The sequence below is a fragment of the Nitrosopumilus zosterae genome (assembly GCF_025998175.1).
GTDB lineage: Archaea > Thermoproteota > Nitrososphaeria > Nitrososphaerales > Nitrosopumilaceae > Nitrosopumilus > Nitrosopumilus zosterae.
Map to the genome: position 1 here is coordinate 1,519,001 of NZ_AP026695.1, position 17,931 is coordinate 1,536,931.

The following is a 17,931-nucleotide window of genomic DNA, read 5'->3' on the forward strand; positions in this document are numbered from 1 at the left end:
AAAAATACCAATGTGACAAATGTGATTATTCAAATTAGATCAAGGAGCTTGAGCATATGTATGAAGAAAATGTGATAGTTCAAGCAGAATTTGAAAACGATTAATCTGTATCAACAATCAAAGAGATTTGTGAATCTTGCGAGAAAGGACAACACAAGGAAACAAAGTAATTAAAAATATAAAATATTCATTAAACCTTAATTGTAAAAGAAACTAACAAACTCTAGTGAAAGAGATAATTTTTGCAGTTATTTTATTTTCAATTCCAGTGTCTTTTGCTCAAGAATACCCTGAAATTGGTGTGAAAGTGGAGACGGTGGCTGAAAATCTAACCATACCTTGGAGTATTGATTGGTTACCTGATGGAACAATATTGTTTACAGAAAGAAATGGGCATCTTAGAGTAATTCAAAATGGAGAATTGTTGGAAGAACCATTATTGTCACTGGGAGTTGGCGGAGTAGAAGGAGGGATGCTAGGAGTTGCAGTTGATCCAGATTTTGAGGAGAATAATTTCATATATCTATATTATACATACAATGAATTTCTATCAACCATAAACAAACTTGTTCGGTTTCAACTTGTAGATGGAAAATTGACTGAAGATAAAATGTTGCTAGATGGGATTCCCGGAGGGCCATTTCATGATGGAGGGAGAATTCAATTTGGACCGGATGGAAAATTATACATAACTACAGGAGAAGCAGGGGATCCAAAATTAGCCCAAGATCTAAATTCACTTGGTGGGAAAATTCTTCGAATAAATTCAGATGGAACAATTCCAGAAGACAATCCCTGGGAGAATTCTTCCATTTACTCAATTGGTCATAGAAACCCACAAGGGATTGACTGGGATGAATTTGGAAATCTTGTTGCAACAGAGCATGGACCATCAGGATGGAGAGGGGTAGCACATGATGAAATCAATCTAATTTTTCCAGGCATGAATTATGGGTGGCCAGACATTATTGGGGACGAAACTGCAGATGGTTTGCAAAATCCAATCTTGCATACAGGGGATGATACATGGGCACCATCTGGTTCAGAATTCTATTATGGTGATAAAATTCCACAATGGACTGGAAAATATTTTGTTGCAACATTAAGGGGAAGTCATTTGCATATGATTGATTTTGATTTGCAAGAAAAAAAGGTGTTGTCACATGAAAAACTTTTCCAGGATGAATTTGGAAGGCTGCGAGATGTGCAAACAGGACCAGATGGCTTTTTGTATATTCTCACAAGTAATCAAGACGGCAGAGGATTTCCAAATGCTAATGATGATAAAATTCTCCGAATCATTCCAATAAATTCAATTAATAATTTTGAGGAGTGTGTTGCATTTGGAAACCCTGTAATGGAATCATATCCTAGACAATGTAGGACTGAAGATGGAAAACATTTCGTGGAAGTGATTTCTGAAATTCCTGATTGGGTCAGAAAAACTGCAAAATGGTGGTCATTAAATCAAATTGCAGATGAAGAATACGCTTCAGGTTTACAATACCTCATAGAAAAAAATATCATTATTGTTCCGGCAGGGACTCTAGCTGAAGGATCCTCCGAGCAGCAACTGCCATCATGGTTAAGAAAAGATGCAGGATGGTGGAGTCAGGGATTAATATCAGATGAAGAATATTTTAAAAGCATCCAATGGATGATAAATAACAATTTTATCAAAACAGAACTTGGGTTAAAATAATAAAAATTACTTTTTTAGAGACTTGCTTAATTCTGCGTTAATTACATGTGAGAAACTTATGTTTTTAGAGGATTCTTGGATCATTTTAGCTTGTTTAAGTCTTAGCCTCTTGACAATATCATCCTGCAAAACTACGGTTATTCTTTGTGCCATCTTAACTTCTCTATTTATGTAAAGATGATTTTCAGTATAAAAACCACATCTATTTCGTATAAAATTATCTCAAAATAAAAAATGCAAACAATTGTTATGAGAGGATTAACAAGAGTAAAACCAACTGTTAATCTCGGTACTTTGAATCTAGTTTTGATAAATTTGACTTTTTGATACAGGCGGAATGTAAATGAATTTGGATTCTCTTTTCTTTTTTAGATTAAACATAGATTAATTTATCAAAATTTTCATATAAACTTCAAGTAGAAATTATCCATTTAACTTTGAAATTATACATATTAACATATGAAAAATATCATAAATACTAAGATCATATTCAATTGTAGCCTTTTCCTTCTCTGAACATTGATTTAAGGTTCAAGTGTCTATTACCAGCACAAAAGGAAACATCATGCTTTAGATCTATAATCATCGGCATATCTGAGAATGAGGATCTACTTTTTATTTAATAACTGCATATAGTACTGTGGAAAGCTGACACAATATCCTATTGTCTGAATGCAGGTGATTGTTTACCGGTCTATGCATACAGCAGGGCTGTGTAAAGATTAATCCGCTCTAGTCAGCTTTCAAATTTTTAAAAACAGAGTTTGCCCTATTCATTCAATGAATATCAAAATTGGGTGCACCGGATGGAGCTATAAAGGATGGTCCGACACATTTTATCCCAGAAATCTAAAGAGTTCAGAATGGCTCAAATACTATTCACAGATTTTTGAAATTACTGAAATTAATTCCACATTTTACAAGATACCTTCTCAAGAAATTGTAAGAAAATGGAATGCAGACACTCCAAGACATTTTAGATTTACAGCCAAATTTCCAGCATTAATTACGCATGAAAAGAGGCTAGAAAGGGTAAATTCAGAGATTTTTTCATTCATGTCATCACTCATTCCAATTCATGAAAAGATTTCAGCATTAGTTCTTCAACTGCCTCCATCATTATCATTTGATGAGGCAAAACCAAGACTGGAAGAATTGTTTGATATTTTGCCTAACGATTTTTTATATCCCATCGAGGGCAGACACGAATCATGGTTTACTGATGAAGCGACATCATATCTTAAACAAAACAAACATTGCCTTGTATGGAATGATGTCGAGGGAGTATCCAATCCAATGCCGGTAACTGCAAGCTATCTGTATGTAAGATTAATTGGAGATCACTCTATTCCAGATTCAGAATTTGGTAAAGTTTCAAAAAGCAAAAAAGAAGCAATTAGAAACTGGGCAGAGAGACTAGGAAACATTCAAGATGTTCCACTCGCAATGGTAATGACAAATAATCACTATGAAGGATTTGGTCCTGCAACTGCTAATTCTTTAAGAATGGAATTAGGAATGAGAGAATTGATGTGGGACGAAAAAAAACAGAAAACATTGGGTAATTTTTAAACAGAAATTCTTCAATAACTAGGGGAGCATTGAAGAATTCCTGTCAAACATCCGCCAAACAATAGGATGGTATTATACATAGAGCATTTTTGATATTTAAGGTAATGATGAAATTACATTGGTACCAAGTCCTACCGCTTCTCCAAAATAATATCCAGACAGAATTGTTCCAGTAGACCAAACACATGATCCAGCAAATGTGTAAGCCACAAATTTGGGAATTCTCATTTTCAATAATCCAGCAGGAATTGAAATCATTTCTCTCATCACTGGAACCATTCTTCCCAAAAATACAGCTTTGTCACCATATTTTTCAAACCATATTTCAACTCGTTCTAATTTTTTTTCAGATACGCGAACATATCGTAAATAACGAATTAGAACAACTCGTCCAAGTTTTAATGCAATTAGGTAAATAGCCGAAGTACCAAGAGTGGCACCAATTGCTCCCAGTATAATCATTGGAATAAGACCAATGACAGAAATTCCCTGTTGTGATGCCAAGAATCCAGCAGTAGGAAAAACAGCAAGTGTCGGGATAGGCGGAACTATAGTCTCAAGTAAGGCAGCTAGGAAAATTCCTTCGTAGAGATGTTCTCCTAGAAAATCTGCAATCCAGACCAGAAACGAATCAAACGGTTCCATTTGCTTCTGCCAGTGAAATCTTACTAAATTACTTTACGAGTGTAAATAGGACAGACTAGTCACTTTGAGATGACAACTTGAGATGATGTGTTAATTAGAATTATTGAGCATTTGTTGATTTTATAATATGGCAAACCACATTATTCATTTTGCAGTGTCAATTAAAAACCCTATTTCAGGTCAGGAAAATGCAGGATCATGTGAATTTGAAAAACTAGCAAGTTTCAGAAAATTAAATATTTTGGATTATGATCGATCTTTTAAAAAATATTTTTTGGAAATTGGGATCACTTGATTATTCGAGTTAAAATTTGTAAAATGAATAAATTTTGTAGATCTTTATTTTGAATAATTGTGATCCATAAAATGAAAAATAACAAAATAAAGGATTTATACTCAAAAATATTTTTGTATGTTAGGGGAGTAATGGAGCAAAAAGAATTTCACCTAATGGTAGACATGTTAAAGACTGCAATTAAACAAGAAAGAGAATTTACAAAAGATGAATTAAAAAAGTTTGATGACTTGTTTGAAAAGATAATAGATGTCAAAGTAACTTAATATTTTAGGTTTTACTGTTTAGTGACTTATTTTTCAGAATTCATTCATTTTTTCTACCGATGTTAAAAAAATCAAGAATGCTAAACATATTGAAGTATTTGTGAATATTTGTACGAATATGGATAAAAGTAATGAAATGTACATTATATTGTGGAAGAACAAGATGATGAAGAAATAACTTGTTTGGTATGCAGTGCTGAGATTATTGAATATTTTGAGGAACGATACAAAGGTCAAAGAGGCAAATGCACGATATGTAAAATTGATTTTCCCTTAGAATGATTCTTGAATTAGGGGAGTATTACCAGAGAATGTCAATACAGAGCAAAAACGTATTGTCCTCTATGCATATACATTGTACAAACCATCTATTTTAGGAATATCGTTTGTCGAACAATTAGCTTGTCTCCTTTTTGACAATTTTCTATATTCACCAAGTATCGAAATGACTGAGAAAGCACAATAGCACTAAACTAGAATAAGGAATAATTCAAATTTTACAATAGAGGAAAAAAGTTTTGGAATTAGTTAAAAATGCAGAATTGTTTGCAAAAGCAAAACATTCTGGACAATACAGAAAAGACAGCAACGCACCATATTCAAAACATCTAGACGATGTTGTTAACAGACTCAAAAGTTTGGGCGTAATAGATCAAGAGATTCTAAGTGCAGGATGGCTTCATGACATTATTGAAGAGACGGATACAAATTTTGATGATTTGTATGAGCAATTTGGAAACAGAATAGCAGTAATTGTATCATCATTAAGTAAAAATAAAACACTGCCAAGAAAGAAAAGAGAGAAAGAATACAGCATACAACTCAGAGAAGCATCATTTGATGCAAAATTAATCAAACTTTGTGATATTTCCGCAAACTTGAGTGATTTAAAAAATTATGAAACATCAAAATCTAAAAAAATCCGTCAAGCAAAACAAAAAAGACATTATCTAACAATAATCAAAACGGATTTAACAAATAGCAACTATCCCAAGATTGCAACATTACTAGAAACAATCAATCAAATCCTAAAGAGATACGGACTGAAATCTGTTTCTCTTCAACCAGAATTAAGATAAATCATAGTTCTCTGTCAACATAGATTCAAAATAGACTAGATTAATAATCAGAAAGTTTCCAAAAAATACAATTGAGTTACAAGTTTTTAGATCATGCAACTGATGCAATTATTGAAGTCACTGCAAAAGATATCAAAGAAGCATTTGCAGTAGCAGCAGATGCAGAAATTAATCTCACACTTGATCAAGACAAAGTTGAAGAAAAAGATAAAAAAGAATTTTCTGCCAATGGAAAAGATTTACGCTATCTTCTTTTCAGTTGGCTTGAAGAGATACCATTTCTTCTAATTACCGAAGGCTTTGCTATTAAAAGGATTGAATTTGACATCGAGGAAAATAATGGATATAAAATTAGTGCAACAGCATTTGGAGAACCACTTGATGTTCACAAGCATAATTTCAAAGTAGAGATTAAGGCTCCAACATTTTATGACATGGAGATTAGAACAAACGGTCAAGTTTACATGAGATTCCTGCTAGATTTGTAGGTTTGGTGAAGATTTCTTTGCATAAAGCAAGAAGAAATTATACGTGTTTTTTAAAAATAAACTCGGAATAAGCATTATTGTGCTCATTAAATTAACAGGATTTCTTGTATTATCGTTGTTTGTTTTAATGGTAATTCCATCATATGCAGAAGTAACAGAAGTATCTATGGGAAAAAGTTTCTACACTATTGATGAAAAAATTTCATTTTTGGGAAATGAAAGCGAAGGTAGTGTGTTGGTCAACGTAGTTGTAAAAGATCCGAATGGTAAAGCAAAATTACTTGGAGGTTTTTCTGATCCTGATGGAGGTTTTGAAACAATACCGCAAACTGTAAAAAATATCTTTTCTACAGTGGGAACCTATAATGCAACTGCATTTGTATATAAAATCGAGAATGGTACAAGTTTATCTCTTCAATTTGATGGAACCAGAGTTTTAAAAATTCAAAATTTTGTATTGCAATTAAATTCTATTTCAGATAAAGAAGTGAACGTAGAAAAAACAGTCACATTTACTGCGAGTCTTACTGATAGTTCAATTACTAATACAGTATTTAGTTTGAATAATGCTCCATCAGGTGCAACAATAGATCAAAATTCAGGAAAATTTGTTTGGACTCCTTCAAAATCTCATGGGAATATTCAAGATGTTTTTTATACATTCGATGTTGTCGCAACCAACGGAAACCAGGAAGATAGAGAAAAAGTCACAATTACTGTAAAAAAATCATATGAAGAAATTGAACCTAAACAAACAACACCTGAACCAGAACCCGAACCTAAAGAATTAGAGATTCCAGCTTCATTTGTTGATGAAACAAAAGATCCACAAAGTTATGTTGACAGATACAACAATGAGGCAAGCTACAAAAAGTGGTTTGACGATAATTTTGCAGAGTATGAGTCAATTTATCAAGCAGTAGGATTGGAGGAGCCGTTGCAAGTGCCGGCTGCATTTGTTGATGAAACAAAAGATCCACAAAGTTATGTTGACAGATACAACAATGAGGCAAGCTACAAAAAGTGGTTTGACGATAATTTTGCAGAGTATGAGTCAATTTATCAAGCAGTAGGATTGGAGGAGCCAAAAGAATTAGCAGCATTTGTCGATCCAAATCTGGATCCTCAGTATTACATTGACAGATACAATAGAGAAGATACTTACAAAAAATGGTTTGATAAAACATATCCAGACATCACAATTTATGATGCAGTTGGAATTCAAGAGCCTGAAATTGAGGAACCAGTAGTTGAAGAATCTGAATTTGGCGAATGTGGTGAAGGAACAGAATTGATTGAAGGGATGTGTATCATTATAGACAATTCCGAAGGCGGCGGTTGCCTTATTGCAACTGCAACATATGGGACTGAATTAGCGCCACAAGTTCAATTACTCAGAGAAATTCGAGACAATCAATTGATGAATACCCACTCAGGCGCATCATTTATGGCAGGATTCAACCAATTCTACTATTCATTCTCACCAATAGTTGCAGACATGGAAAGAGAGAATCCAGTGTTCAGAGAAGCAGTGAAGATTGGAATCACCCCATTGCTGTCATCACTAGTTATTTTATCACATGCCGAGTCTGAATCAGAGGTCTTGGGATATGGGATAGGCGTGATTTTGATGAACATAGGGATGTATTTTGTAGCACCAGTCATAGTGATTTTAAAATCTAGAAAATACATCAAAATTTAGAAAAATCTGGAAATATTGTAAATCTCAATTGATCAAATGAGTAGTGAAATTAATTATTCAGTTTATTAAATTTGTATTCAAGGAAATTACAACTTGAAGAAAAAAATAATTTTTAGTTTATTGTTTGTGCTTTGTATAGCATCTATCCAAATAGCACATGCAGAACCAGAATTTACCTTCAAGTTTGGCACATTAGGTTCAGATGATGATGAATTAGATACTCCAACTGATCTTATAATGGATAAAAATGGAAAAAATATCTATGTAGTAGATAACAAGAACAGCAGAATCAATGTATTTGAAGATGATGGAGATGATGACTTTATTTATGGCTCATTTTGTGATATTACGGCAATTCAGAATTGTGATAACAATGCAGATGGAGCAAATGAAATAGGAGACGGTCAATTTAATGATCCAATTAGCATTGCCAGAGATGCATTAGGAAAATTTTTTGTTGTGGATTCAGATAATTCAAGAATTCAGATATTTGATGACGATGGAGAGTTTCAATCAAAATTTGGATCATCAGATAGTGGTATTGATGAATACCTAGGATCAGCTAAAGGAATTGCAATACAAGAATCAACAAAGAACATTCTAGTTTCAGATATTGAAAGAGATTCAGTTTCTGTTTTTGATTCTACAGGTGATTTTCTGTTCAAGTTTGACTCATTTGATGGAAATGATGATTTTCAAAATCCAACATACATGGTAATTGACAACTCGGAGGAAATGTTGTATGTTACAGACTCAGGAAATGACAGGATTGTAATCTTTGAGCTAGTTGACGGTACAACGTGTCCTAGTGGCACAGAAGAGGTGGTAGATGGCGTATGTTTTGTAGAAGAGTTTGGTTCTTCAGGTGATGACAATGGAGAATTCGATGATCCGTCAGGTCTAGCGTTTGATTCAACCAATAATTTGTTATATGTTGCAGATACAGACAACAATAGAATTCAAATATTTGAAATCATTGATGGTACAACGTGTCCTAGTGGCACAGAAGAAATAGTAGATGGCGTATGTTTTGTAGAAGAGTTTGGTACTTTAGGAACAGGTAATGGAAATTTTGATGCCCCATTAGGAATAACACTAGATCCAACAAATGAATTACTGTTTGTTGCAGACTCGGACAATAATAGAATTCAGGCATTTAATGTGAACCCAGAACCAGTTGCATTAATTCCAGAAAAACCAAGTAATCTCAAAGCATCTCCAATATCACCGACTTCAGTAATAATTTCATGGGATGAACCCGTAATTGATGAAAACGTGCCTGAAATAACAGGATATAAAATTGAATACAAAATTGGCTCAGAAGATTTCATGATAATTACTGCAGATACTGCTAGTACTTCCACATCATTTATTCATCAGGGACTTGATTCAAAGAATGTTTATTTTTATCGAGTGCATGCTATTAATTCAGAGGGAATAAGTGATTCATCATCAATTGTTTCTGTAAAACCAGAACACACCACAGCTCCTGCAGCATTAACGGCAACTGCTATTTCACCTAGTCAAATAAAGCTTTCATGGTCACCACCATCAGAAACTTTTGGACAAAAAATTAATGGATATGAAATTAAACGAGAGATTATTCCGGGCGTTTATGACAATATAGGAGACACAAATGCTAGTACTAGAACATTTATTGTTAGTAATTTAGCAATTGACAAGACATATTCATTTGCAGTAAGTGCAAAGATTGGATTTGGATCAACAGAAGAATCAAACGCCGCATCCGCCACTCCTAGAGAAGATTCTACAGACACATCAGAAGAACCAGTTACATCTACTGCAGTACAAATGACGGTTTCTACACCGCCAATAAAATTAACGGCATCTGTTGTATCTTCAACTCAAATCAATTTATCGTGGAGTCCACCAGTAGAGAATGGAAAAACTCCAATTACAGGTTATAAAATTGAAGTAAAAAAAGACAGTAATTCATACACAACACTAGTTGAAGATACTGAAAGTACAACTAGAACATATTCGCATACAAATCTAGTTACAAATACAAAGTATACCTACAGAGTATCAGCAATTAACAATGTGGGAATTAGTGAACCATCAAATGAATTTTCTGCAACACCAAAATCAACAAATGTGCAGATTAGTCCAATAGGAAAACTTTCAATCGATGAAGGAAAACTCCTATCATTTACAGTCAGGCTTTTAGATAATTCAGTTAAAGATGTGGTATTTAGTTTAGAAAAAAATCCACCTGCAGGTGCAAAAATCATATCAAATACAGGCATGTTTTCATGGATTCCATCCGCATCTGATGCGGGAAAAACCCACACATTTGACGTGGTAACAAAAAAAGATGGGCTAGTAGATAGAGAAACAATCACAATAACTGTAAACGACATTATTGGGAATTCACAACCCACATCAGAGCCTGAACCAGAACCCGAACCTAAAGAATTAGAGATTCCAGCTTCATTTGTTGATGAAACAAAAGATCCACAAAGTTATGTTGACAGATACAACAATGAGGCAAGCTACAAAAAGTGGTTTGACGATAATTTTGCAGAGTATGAGTCAATTTATCAAGCAGTAGGATTGGAGGAGCCGTTGCAAGTGCCGGCTGCATTTGTTGATGAAACAAAAGATCCACAAAGTTATGTTGACAGATACAACAATGAGGCAAGCTACAAAAAGTGGTTTGACGATAATTTTGCAGAGTATGAGTCAATTTATCAAGCAGTAGGATTGGAAGAGCCAAAAGTTGTAGAGAAAAAATTTGGCATATGTGGTCCTGGAACAAAGTTGATTGAAGGAGTTTGTACTATTGTTGTTAAACCATCTGTAAAGCCATGGTGGCAATTTTGGTAATTTTCATAAAAGTTAAGTTTTAATCATAATGCTTATTCAGCATCAGTATGGGGAAGTTGAGTCGAAATCTTAGAATTTGTGGAGACTGTGGGATTGCATACACTTCTGTAAGCTTTACAAAATACATAGATCAGTGTCCTATATGCAAATCACGAAGATTTGAAGCTATTCCCATTAAAACAGACGATGATTGACTTACAGAAATAGTTTAAGATTCAATATTTACTAGATTTCTGAATCACATAAAGAACTAGCAATAGAACAATATAACAAATAAAAAACAGCATCCATTCTCAAATTCAGTGTTGCAATTTTTGATAATTTCATAAGTGAATAATTTTTTTACTGCATGATAGACGAATTGTTTCCCTAGTGTTAATTTGTGATTAATAATGAGGTTAGATTTTTTAGTAGAAGTTTTTTCTTGTAATTATTGTCTGAAGACCCAGAAATTCAAAAAATTATGCAGAAAAAATTAGCAGAGATGCTTAACCAGAAAAATCAACCTAAAATTGAGCCTGGAATAATTGATTTGAACGGTTCCAATTTTGACCAAATAATATCTGCTGAAAATCCAACGTTGGTAGATTTTTGGGCAGAATGGTGTGGTCCGTGTAAATCTATGCATCCAGTATTTGAAAGCCTCTCAAAAAAATATCCAAACATAAAGTTTGCCAGAGTAAATGTTGATCAAAATCAAAATATTTCAATCAGGTATGGAGTTCAATCTATTCCAACATTTATCATGTTCAGATCTGGTAAAGTCGTGGATAAGATGATGGGCGCAGTAGGAGCTCCTGGAATTCACATGATCTGTAAAAAGCATTCAGACTAAAAATCAGAATGTTTATTTTTAAAATTTAATCTAATAACCGTATATTGGTTCTTTTTCTCTCTGAATTCTAACAATATCATTCAGAACTTCTTGTTCTTCAGGACTTAATTTGTGCATGTACTTGGTAAGTAATTTTTTCGCATCAGGTGAGGGAGGAAATGTGTAAAATATCTCTTCTTCAAATATTTGCCTTCCTATTGTAACGTCATTTACAGAACATGCAACCTCATCACCTGCTTTTGCTGATGATACTGTTTTTTTGTCAAGTTGTAATTGATGAATAGTTCCAACTTTGCGTCCAGACATATTCATAAATGGAATTTTATGTTTTAAAGTTCCGACATCTACACGAACTCCAAATACTGCAGGATTGTTATTTCTAAATATCATTCCTTTAAGAAAAGTGAATTTAGCAATAGGAGTTAGTTCTGCAAACATTGCATCTTCTTCATTTGCGGTATCTTCTTCAACCCATGCGTTGTAGTTATCAATCAAACTGTAGATAACTTTGTCTTCAAATATTTTGATATGACTATCTTCTGATTCATCTTTTGCATCTGGCAAAATTTTAACATTAAATGCCAAAACAATTCCAAGATGTCGATCGTTTTCTTTGATTGCCTTTGCTTCCATAATATCACGTCTATTCACAGGTCCAATGTCGGCCTTTGCAATAGGAACTTGTGAACGTCTTAGCATCTCAACTATAGCCTCAAGTGAGCCTATTGTATCACATTTGAGGATTATTCCATTAGTTTCAGTATCAATGAACACAGATTTCATTTCAGCCTCAATGAGCTTGGTGTATTTTTCAATCTCAGCATCATTTGTTGCAACATAAAGAGTACTTCCAGGAAGTACACCTTCAAGATCAGGTGACGCTATTTTTAGTCCTGCTGCTGCATCTACTTGTGAAACGGGTTTGAATTTATCTCGAGGATCTCGCATCTCATCAAGGGGTTTTGGTAAAAGTATTGCTTTGGGTTTTGTGACAATTACAGAATCTCTTTTTGCAACTACAATGCTGTTTTCTTTTTTAATCGTACCATCAATCAAAATGATATTTGCAGTTTGACCCAATCCAACTTCATCATTAACTTCTAAAACAATGCCGCGTGGTTCTTTTTCTTCCTGATTGAGTCTCTTCTGAAGATATTGTTGTGTCAATCCTACTAGAACACTTAGTAATTCAGGAATTCCTACACCAGAACGAGCAGAGATTGGAACTATTGCAATTTCAGATCTAAAGTCCTTGACACGATAAAACGCCTCTGATTGATATCCAAGAATTGACAAAGTTCCTACAACATCATAGATTTTTTGATCAAGATCAGTTTGAATTGAAGCATCTTGTTCTTTGATTGCTTGTGAGATGAATTTTGTTTCAGATTTCCTCCATCCAGAAATTTGATCACATTTGTTTAGCGCAACAACAAAAGGAACTTTTCTGCTCTGTAAAATTTTCAAACTTTCATTAGTTTGTGGTTGAAATCCGCGATTCACATCAACTACTAGAATTGCTATATCAGCAGCAGAACCCCCACGTGAACGAAGATTTGTAAAAACTTCGTGTCCAGGAGTGTCAATCACTAAAATTCCAGGAACTTTGTGTTCTGCCTGTTCAAGTTTTTTGTATAGTATACCACAAGTTTCTTTGATTGTTTCAGATGGAAGAAAACTTGCACCAATGTGTTGAGTGATACCTCCTGCTTCTCTACCTTGAACTCCAGTACCACGAATTCTATCTAAAAGAGATGTTTTTCCAGAGTCTACGTGACCAAGAACTGCCACTATGGGCTGACGAATTTGCAAATCAGATCACTCAAATGCTACCCTCGATTCGTGATCAAAACTTTCTTGTGAATCTGATGCGTGAATAATGTTTTCACTAAATCCTAATCCAAAATCCCCTCTAATTGAGCCAGGTTCTGCTTCAAATGATTTTGTTGCACCAATCATAATTCTAGTAGTTGCAATTGCATTATTTCCTTCAATTATTGCTGCAACAACAGGTCCTGATGTGATAAACGATGTCAGTTCACCAAAAAAGGGTTTATCTTTGTGTACACCGTAAAAATTCTCGGCTTGTTGTTGAGTAAATGTAAACATCTTCAATTTCAATAGTTTGAACCCCTTCCTTTCAAATCGTGATATGACTTGACCAACTAGATTTCTAGCTACCGCATCAGGCTTTACAATGAATAATGATTGTTCAGTCAATTCTATTTCTTTCTAATTCCGCCTTTGACGTATTTCTTTGTCCACTTTAGTTTTCTTGGATCACGTTTTAGGTCTAGCATATTCTTTTTGCATTTTGAAGAGCAAAACCAAAGAACAGTTCCATCATTTTTTGCAAGCATTGTACCAGAGCCTTTGGCGACAGGTCTGTCACAGAAATTGCATGGTTTAACTAAAAGACTCATATCTTATCACCTATTTGATTTTCTTTGCTTCTCTCTCGGTTTCTCGTAGCATTAGAATTTCGCTTACCCTAACAGAACCTTTGACGTTTCTTGTAAGAATTCTACCTTTATCTTTACCAGTAAGAACTTTAACTCTAACTTGAATAACTTCACCAGCAATACCAGTTCGTCCAACAATTTGAATAATTTCAGCTTGAACTACTTCTTCAGTTGTAGAGCTCATTGATCAGTCTTTCCACCTTTAATTTTAGCAATTGATGATACAACTTGGTCTACAATGTGTTGTGCATCACCAGCATCCAAAATTGCTGCAGCGGCAGAAGTAATATCAATACCCAAAGACTTGCCTAATTCTTGTTTACTTGGTACAAATGCATATGCTGCCCCTTGTTCCTCACATAGAATTGGAAGATGTGCTACAACCTCTGGTGGTTCTACATCTTCAGCGATAACAATTAGTTTGCTAGTACCACGCTCTATTGCCTTTGTAGCCTCATTGGTTCCTTTCTTTACTTTACCGCTGGTAGATGCTACTCTAACGGCCTCTAAGATTGGATTTACGAGGTCTTCTGGCGTTTCAAATTTAACATAATACGATTTTCCCATACTTCGTCACCCTTAGGGTTCATTCTCCATTCTCTCAAAACGTTGGAATGGTTTTAAAAGTGTTATCGGGAAATGGTTGTCTTGACTTTTTTGAGGTATTCGGACATCAAAGAGTCTAGTTTTTCTTGACTTTCAGCTTCTGCATAGATTCTAACTATCGGTTCCGTACCACTTGGTCTAATCATTACCCAATTTTTTGGATCTATGGTAATTTTAATTCCATCTGTAAGATCAGAATTTGGAAACTCTTCTTTAAGAGAGGAAATCAATCCTGAAACTTTTTCAGAAGGACACGGTACTTTGTCCTTTGTAGTAAAAGAGGGAGGTAAAAGAGAAATCTCATCAGACAATGTTTTTCCAGATGTAGCTAGGAGATCAAGCATTAGTCCTAACGTCATACAGCCATCTCTTACTTGGTTATGTTTTCCATACATGAATCCACCATTTTCTTCAAACCCAATTAATGCATTAATTGGAACCATCTTCCTTGATACTTCTACACTTCCGACTTTAGTTCGAATAACTTTTGAATTAAATTTTTCAGCTATTTTTTCAATGTTAGATCCTGAATTCAAACAAGTTACGACTAGTGAGTTTGGATTCTTCTTTAAGATATGTTGAGTAAGTAAAAGTGCAGATTTATCGCCAGTCAGAATGTTTCCCTTGTTATCACAGAATATACTTCTATCACCATCACCATCAAATGCTATACCCACGTCAGCGTTATTTTCAATTACAGTTTGTGAAAGCAATGAAAGATTTTCCGGTGTTGGTTCGGATCCACGACCTGGAAAATTGCCATCTATGTATTCATTTACAAGAAATGTTTCACATTGTAGTTTTTTGCAAAAAGTAGGTGCAGATATTGCTTGTGCACCATTTCCTAAATCTAAAACAACTCTAAATTTTTTTGATTCTATCAACGTAGAATCAATGTGGGAAAAAATTCCATCGATATAGGTATCAATAGTTCTATTTTCTATTCCTGTAGTGCCCCATTTTGAAGGATTTGTAATCCAGTTTTTGTTCATGTAAATGTCTTCAATTATTAATTCATCTTCTCTTGAAATTTCCACTCCATCTTTTGCAGCAGGTTTAATTCCATTGTATTGAGGAGGATTATGAGATGCAGTGATCATGATTCCACCAGAATATCCCAAAGTCTTTACTGCAAATTCAAGACAAGGTGTTGGAATAATTCCTGCAACATTGCAATCAATTCCAATTGAATTAAGAGCAGCGCTTACAACCTTACAAACAATTGGACTTGATTCTCTTCCATCATATCCAATTAACACAGGTCCACACTCAAAGTAAGTTCCAATAGCCAAAGTCATATCATGAACAAATTCTAAAGTAAAATCTTCAGAAAACACTCCACGAATTCCATTAGTTCCAAAAAATTTTGCCATGTCATTATTCAATAATAGATAAATTTGTGTTTAATGGCAAAGTCGTTGCGGGAGTCGCCCAGCCTGGTCAAAGGCGTAGGGCTTAGGACCCTATCTCTTAGGAGTTCGTGGGTTCAAATCCCACCTCCCGCACCATTTTAATTTCTGTGAATGATTAATAATGAGAAAATCTTCACCAAACAAAGTCATGAAAAAGACAGTAGTAGGAATTACAATAGTAGGAAAAGATAGAGAGGGAATTGTTGCATCATTTACTAATTTTGCATTTTCAAAAGGCGGAAACATTGAGAAAGTAAATCAAAATGTAATCAAAGGTCTTTTTGGAATGTATCTAGAGGTATCATTTTCAAAATCACTTGATGTAAAGAAATTTGATTCAGAGATTCAGAATTTGGCTAAAAAAGAAAAGATGGATGTTAGTACTCATCATGAAACAAACTCAGAGAAAAATATTGCAGTGTTTGTAACAAAAGAGCCATTGTGTCTTGAAACAATTCTTAAAAATACAAAATCCCTTAAAGGAAAAATATCCGTAATAATAGGTACAGAAAATACATTGGAATCACTTGCAAAAAAGGCCAAGATTCCATTTGTCGCAGTAGAAGAAAATAATCAAGAAAAAGCCGAGGAGAAAATTATTCAGATATGCAAAAAATATGATGTAGATTTAATTGCACTTGCAAGATACATGCGAATTCTTAGTCCCAATTTTGTTTGGAGATATCCAAATAGAATAATTAACATCCATCCATCTCTGTTGCCCGCATTTCCCGGTGCCCTAGCATACGCACAAGCATTTGAGAGAGGCACAAAAATTGTAGGCGTAACTTCACATTACGTAACTGAAAACTTGGATCAAGGGCCAATCATATTCCAAGATTCCTTCAAGGTAGATCCTAATGACACATTAGAACAAATAAAAACAAAGGGGCAAAAATTGGAAGCAGATACACTGCTCAAAGCAATGAAGATGCATCTAGAAAACAAACTTGAAGTACGTTGGAGAAAGGTTCACATCAAATCCAAGTGAATTAAATGACAGATATCAAATCACAGTTAGATCCAGATCTTAGAAAATTAATTTCAAAGAACAAACAAGTTGCAATAATTCCAGTGGGCTCAATTGAGCAACACGGATCACACTTGCCAATATCAACTGACACAGATATTGTAACTGAAGTTGCAAAAAGAATATCAGAAAAAAATAGATATCTTCTCCTTCCAACTATAACCTTTGGAGTATCATTTGAGCATGCACCATTTTTTAATCTGAGTATAAGAGAATCTACTTTACGAACAGTTCTTTCTGATTTGTGTATATCATTATTATCAAATAGAATCAAGACTGTTTTCATTATTAATGGACATCATGGAAATCTAAAGCCAATAAAGAATATAGATATCAGACTAAAGAAACTCTCAAAAAACAAGCTTAAAGTTTTCCCATTATCTTATTGGCATTTTATGAATAGAGAGTTTGATCATGCAGGATTTGTGGAAACATCGCTAATGCTTGCAATCTCAAAAAATGTAAAAATGAAATTAGCTAAAAAAGGACTAACCACAGATAAAATGACAAAGCAACAAATCCAAAAACTAGGGAAATTAGCAAACAAATCATTTCCAAAAGCTACCAAAAATGGGATTTGGGGTGATCCAACAAAGGCAACAAAGAAAGATGGACAGAGAATTTTAGACGAAATCATCAATAATCTATCAAAAAGGTGTCAAACTTGCCTTACTGGGCATAGCTCATAGTTTCACCAATGGAAATTTAATATAACGCCTCAATATCCAAGTCAATAAGTGATTATAGATGTCCGTTGATATGGCAGTAAAAGTATTGGATGAGAGTATCAATCAAGTTGTATTGATAAAACTCAAAGGAAATAAAACCATCAGAGGCATGCTTCTGGGTTTTGACCAACACATGAACCTGCTACTCGATTCTTCAGAGGAAATTCCTACTGAAGGCGATTCTAAAAGCCTTGGAAGCATTGTAGTTAGAGGAGACAATGTCGTTATGATATCTCCTCCACCAGCACAACATTAGGTGATT

20 protein-coding genes, 1 tRNA gene and 2 pseudogenes are annotated in these 17,931 nt (G+C 34.3%); 15 read left to right on the forward strand and 8 right to left on the reverse strand.

The genetic code is table 11. The features are described 5' to 3' along the window. Positions 1–226 precede the first annotated feature (226 nt). Positions 227–1,702, forward strand: coding sequence for a PQQ-dependent sugar dehydrogenase (locus OO712_RS09265; RefSeq protein ID WP_109876533.1), 1,476 nt, complete (start codon positions 227–229; stop codon positions 1,700–1,702). A gap of 6 nt (positions 1,703–1,708) precedes the next feature. Here OO712_RS09265 and OO712_RS09270 read toward each other — a convergent pair whose 3' ends face one another. Further along, a complete protein-coding gene (locus OO712_RS09270; RefSeq protein ID WP_200829044.1) occupies positions 1,709–1,855 on the reverse strand; it encodes a hypothetical protein in 147 nt (48 codons plus the stop codon). A gap of 627 nt (positions 1,856–2,482) precedes the next feature. Here OO712_RS09270 and OO712_RS09275 point away from each other — a divergent pair. Then, entirely contained in the window at positions 2,483–3,274 is a 792-nt protein-coding gene (locus OO712_RS09275) for a DUF72 domain-containing protein (RefSeq protein ID WP_109876534.1), read from the forward strand. 96 nt (positions 3,275–3,370) lie between these two features. Here OO712_RS09275 and OO712_RS09280 read toward each other — a convergent pair whose 3' ends face one another. Next, complete coding sequence (locus OO712_RS09280) at positions 3,371–3,919, reverse strand: DedA family protein (protein ID WP_109876535.1); 549 nt, start codon at positions 3,917–3,919, stop codon at positions 3,371–3,373. A 366-nt stretch (positions 3,920–4,285) separates the two neighbouring features. On the opposite strand from OO712_RS09280, the gene OO712_RS09285 reads away from it, so the two are divergent. The 9 genes and pseudogenes from OO712_RS09285 (at position 4,286) to trxA (ending at position 11,431) form a co-directional block, all read left to right on the forward strand. Beyond that, a complete protein-coding gene (locus OO712_RS09285; RefSeq protein WP_109876536.1) occupies positions 4,286–4,480 on the forward strand; it encodes a hypothetical protein in 195 nt (64 codons plus the stop codon). 150 nt (positions 4,481–4,630) lie between these two features. Continuing rightward, positions 4,631–4,762, forward strand: coding sequence for a hypothetical protein (locus tag OO712_RS09290; RefSeq protein WP_263970059.1), 132 nt, complete (start codon positions 4,631–4,633; stop codon positions 4,760–4,762). Positions 4,763–4,998: 236 nt separating this feature from the next. Further along, the gene (locus OO712_RS09295; RefSeq protein WP_109876537.1) at positions 4,999–5,559 is read left to right on the forward strand and encodes an HD domain-containing protein; all 561 of its coding nucleotides are present in this window, start codon (positions 4,999–5,001) and stop codon (positions 5,557–5,559) included. A gap of 71 nt (positions 5,560–5,630) precedes the next feature. Then, positions 5,631–6,047 (forward strand): archease, encoded by a 417-nt coding sequence (locus tag OO712_RS09300; RefSeq protein ID WP_109876538.1) that lies wholly within the window; start codon positions 5,631–5,633, stop codon positions 6,045–6,047. Between the two features lie 79 nt (positions 6,048–6,126). After that, positions 6,127–7,749 (forward strand): Ig domain-containing protein, encoded by a 1,623-nt coding sequence (locus OO712_RS09305; RefSeq protein WP_507021944.1) that lies wholly within the window; start codon positions 6,127–6,129, stop codon positions 7,747–7,749. A 237-nt stretch (positions 7,750–7,986) separates the two neighbouring features. Continuing rightward, positions 7,987–9,783 (forward strand): annotated as a pseudogene (locus OO712_RS09310) (fibronectin type III domain-containing protein); the annotation flags it as partial. 81 nt (positions 9,784–9,864) lie between these two features. Continuing rightward, a pseudogene (locus OO712_RS10720) lies at positions 9,865–10,557 on the forward strand (Ig domain-containing protein); the annotation flags it as partial. Positions 10,558–10,643: 86 nt separating this feature from the next. Beyond that, positions 10,644–10,790 (forward strand): hypothetical protein, encoded by a 147-nt coding sequence (locus tag OO712_RS09315; protein ID WP_200829115.1) that lies wholly within the window; start codon positions 10,644–10,646, stop codon positions 10,788–10,790. A 239-nt stretch (positions 10,791–11,029) separates the two neighbouring features. After that, complete coding sequence (gene trxA / locus OO712_RS09320) at positions 11,030–11,431, forward strand: thioredoxin (RefSeq protein ID WP_109877670.1); 402 nt, start codon at positions 11,030–11,032, stop codon at positions 11,429–11,431. A gap of 30 nt (positions 11,432–11,461) precedes the next feature. On the opposite strand, the gene infB is transcribed toward trxA, so the two are convergent. From infB to glmM, 6 genes are all read right to left on the reverse strand, one after another. Continuing rightward, positions 11,462–13,222, reverse strand: a complete 1,761-nt coding sequence (gene infB / locus OO712_RS09325; RefSeq protein WP_342453487.1) for a translation initiation factor IF-2 — start codon at positions 13,220–13,222, stop codon at positions 11,462–11,464. A gap of 27 nt (positions 13,223–13,249) precedes the next feature. Beyond that, positions 13,250–13,651 (reverse strand): nucleoside-diphosphate kinase, encoded by a 402-nt coding sequence (gene ndk, locus OO712_RS09330; protein ID WP_109877672.1) that lies wholly within the window; start codon positions 13,649–13,651, stop codon positions 13,250–13,252. A gap of 2 nt (positions 13,652–13,653) precedes the next feature. Then, on the reverse strand, positions 13,654–13,854 hold the full coding sequence (locus OO712_RS09335) for a 50S ribosomal protein L24e (RefSeq protein WP_109877673.1): 201 nt from the start codon (positions 13,852–13,854) through the stop codon (positions 13,654–13,656). 10 nt (positions 13,855–13,864) lie between these two features. Next, entirely contained in the window at positions 13,865–14,077 is a 213-nt protein-coding gene (locus tag OO712_RS09340) for a 30S ribosomal protein S28e (protein ID WP_109877674.1), read from the reverse strand. Beyond that, positions 14,074–14,460, reverse strand: a complete 387-nt coding sequence (rpl7ae, locus tag OO712_RS09345) for a 50S ribosomal protein L7Ae (protein WP_109877675.1) — start codon at positions 14,458–14,460, stop codon at positions 14,074–14,076. Before rpl7ae ends, OO712_RS09340 begins: the two co-directional genes overlap by 4 nt. Before the next feature lie 62 nt (positions 14,461–14,522). Continuing rightward, complete coding sequence (glmM, locus tag OO712_RS09350; protein WP_109877676.1) at positions 14,523–15,872, reverse strand: phosphoglucosamine mutase; 1,350 nt, start codon at positions 15,870–15,872, stop codon at positions 14,523–14,525. A gap of 47 nt (positions 15,873–15,919) precedes the next feature. Between glmM and OO712_RS09355 the strand changes: the two genes are divergently transcribed. From OO712_RS09355 to OO712_RS09370, 4 genes are all read left to right on the forward strand, one after another. Beyond that, positions 15,920–16,007: transfer RNA gene (locus OO712_RS09355), tRNA-Leu, on the forward strand. A 52-nt stretch (positions 16,008–16,059) separates the two neighbouring features. Next, complete coding sequence (locus tag OO712_RS09360; RefSeq protein ID WP_109877857.1) at positions 16,060–16,902, forward strand: formyltetrahydrofolate deformylase; 843 nt, start codon at positions 16,060–16,062, stop codon at positions 16,900–16,902. 5 nt (positions 16,903–16,907) lie between these two features. Further along, positions 16,908–17,630: a creatininase family protein gene (locus tag OO712_RS09365; RefSeq protein WP_109877677.1), complete on the forward strand. Its 723-nt coding sequence runs from the start codon at positions 16,908–16,910 to the stop codon at positions 17,628–17,630. Positions 17,631–17,688: 58 nt separating this feature from the next. Then, positions 17,689–17,925, forward strand: a complete 237-nt coding sequence (locus tag OO712_RS09370) for an LSm family protein (protein ID WP_109877678.1) — start codon at positions 17,689–17,691, stop codon at positions 17,923–17,925. The last annotated feature ends 6 nt before the right edge of the window (positions 17,926–17,931 follow it).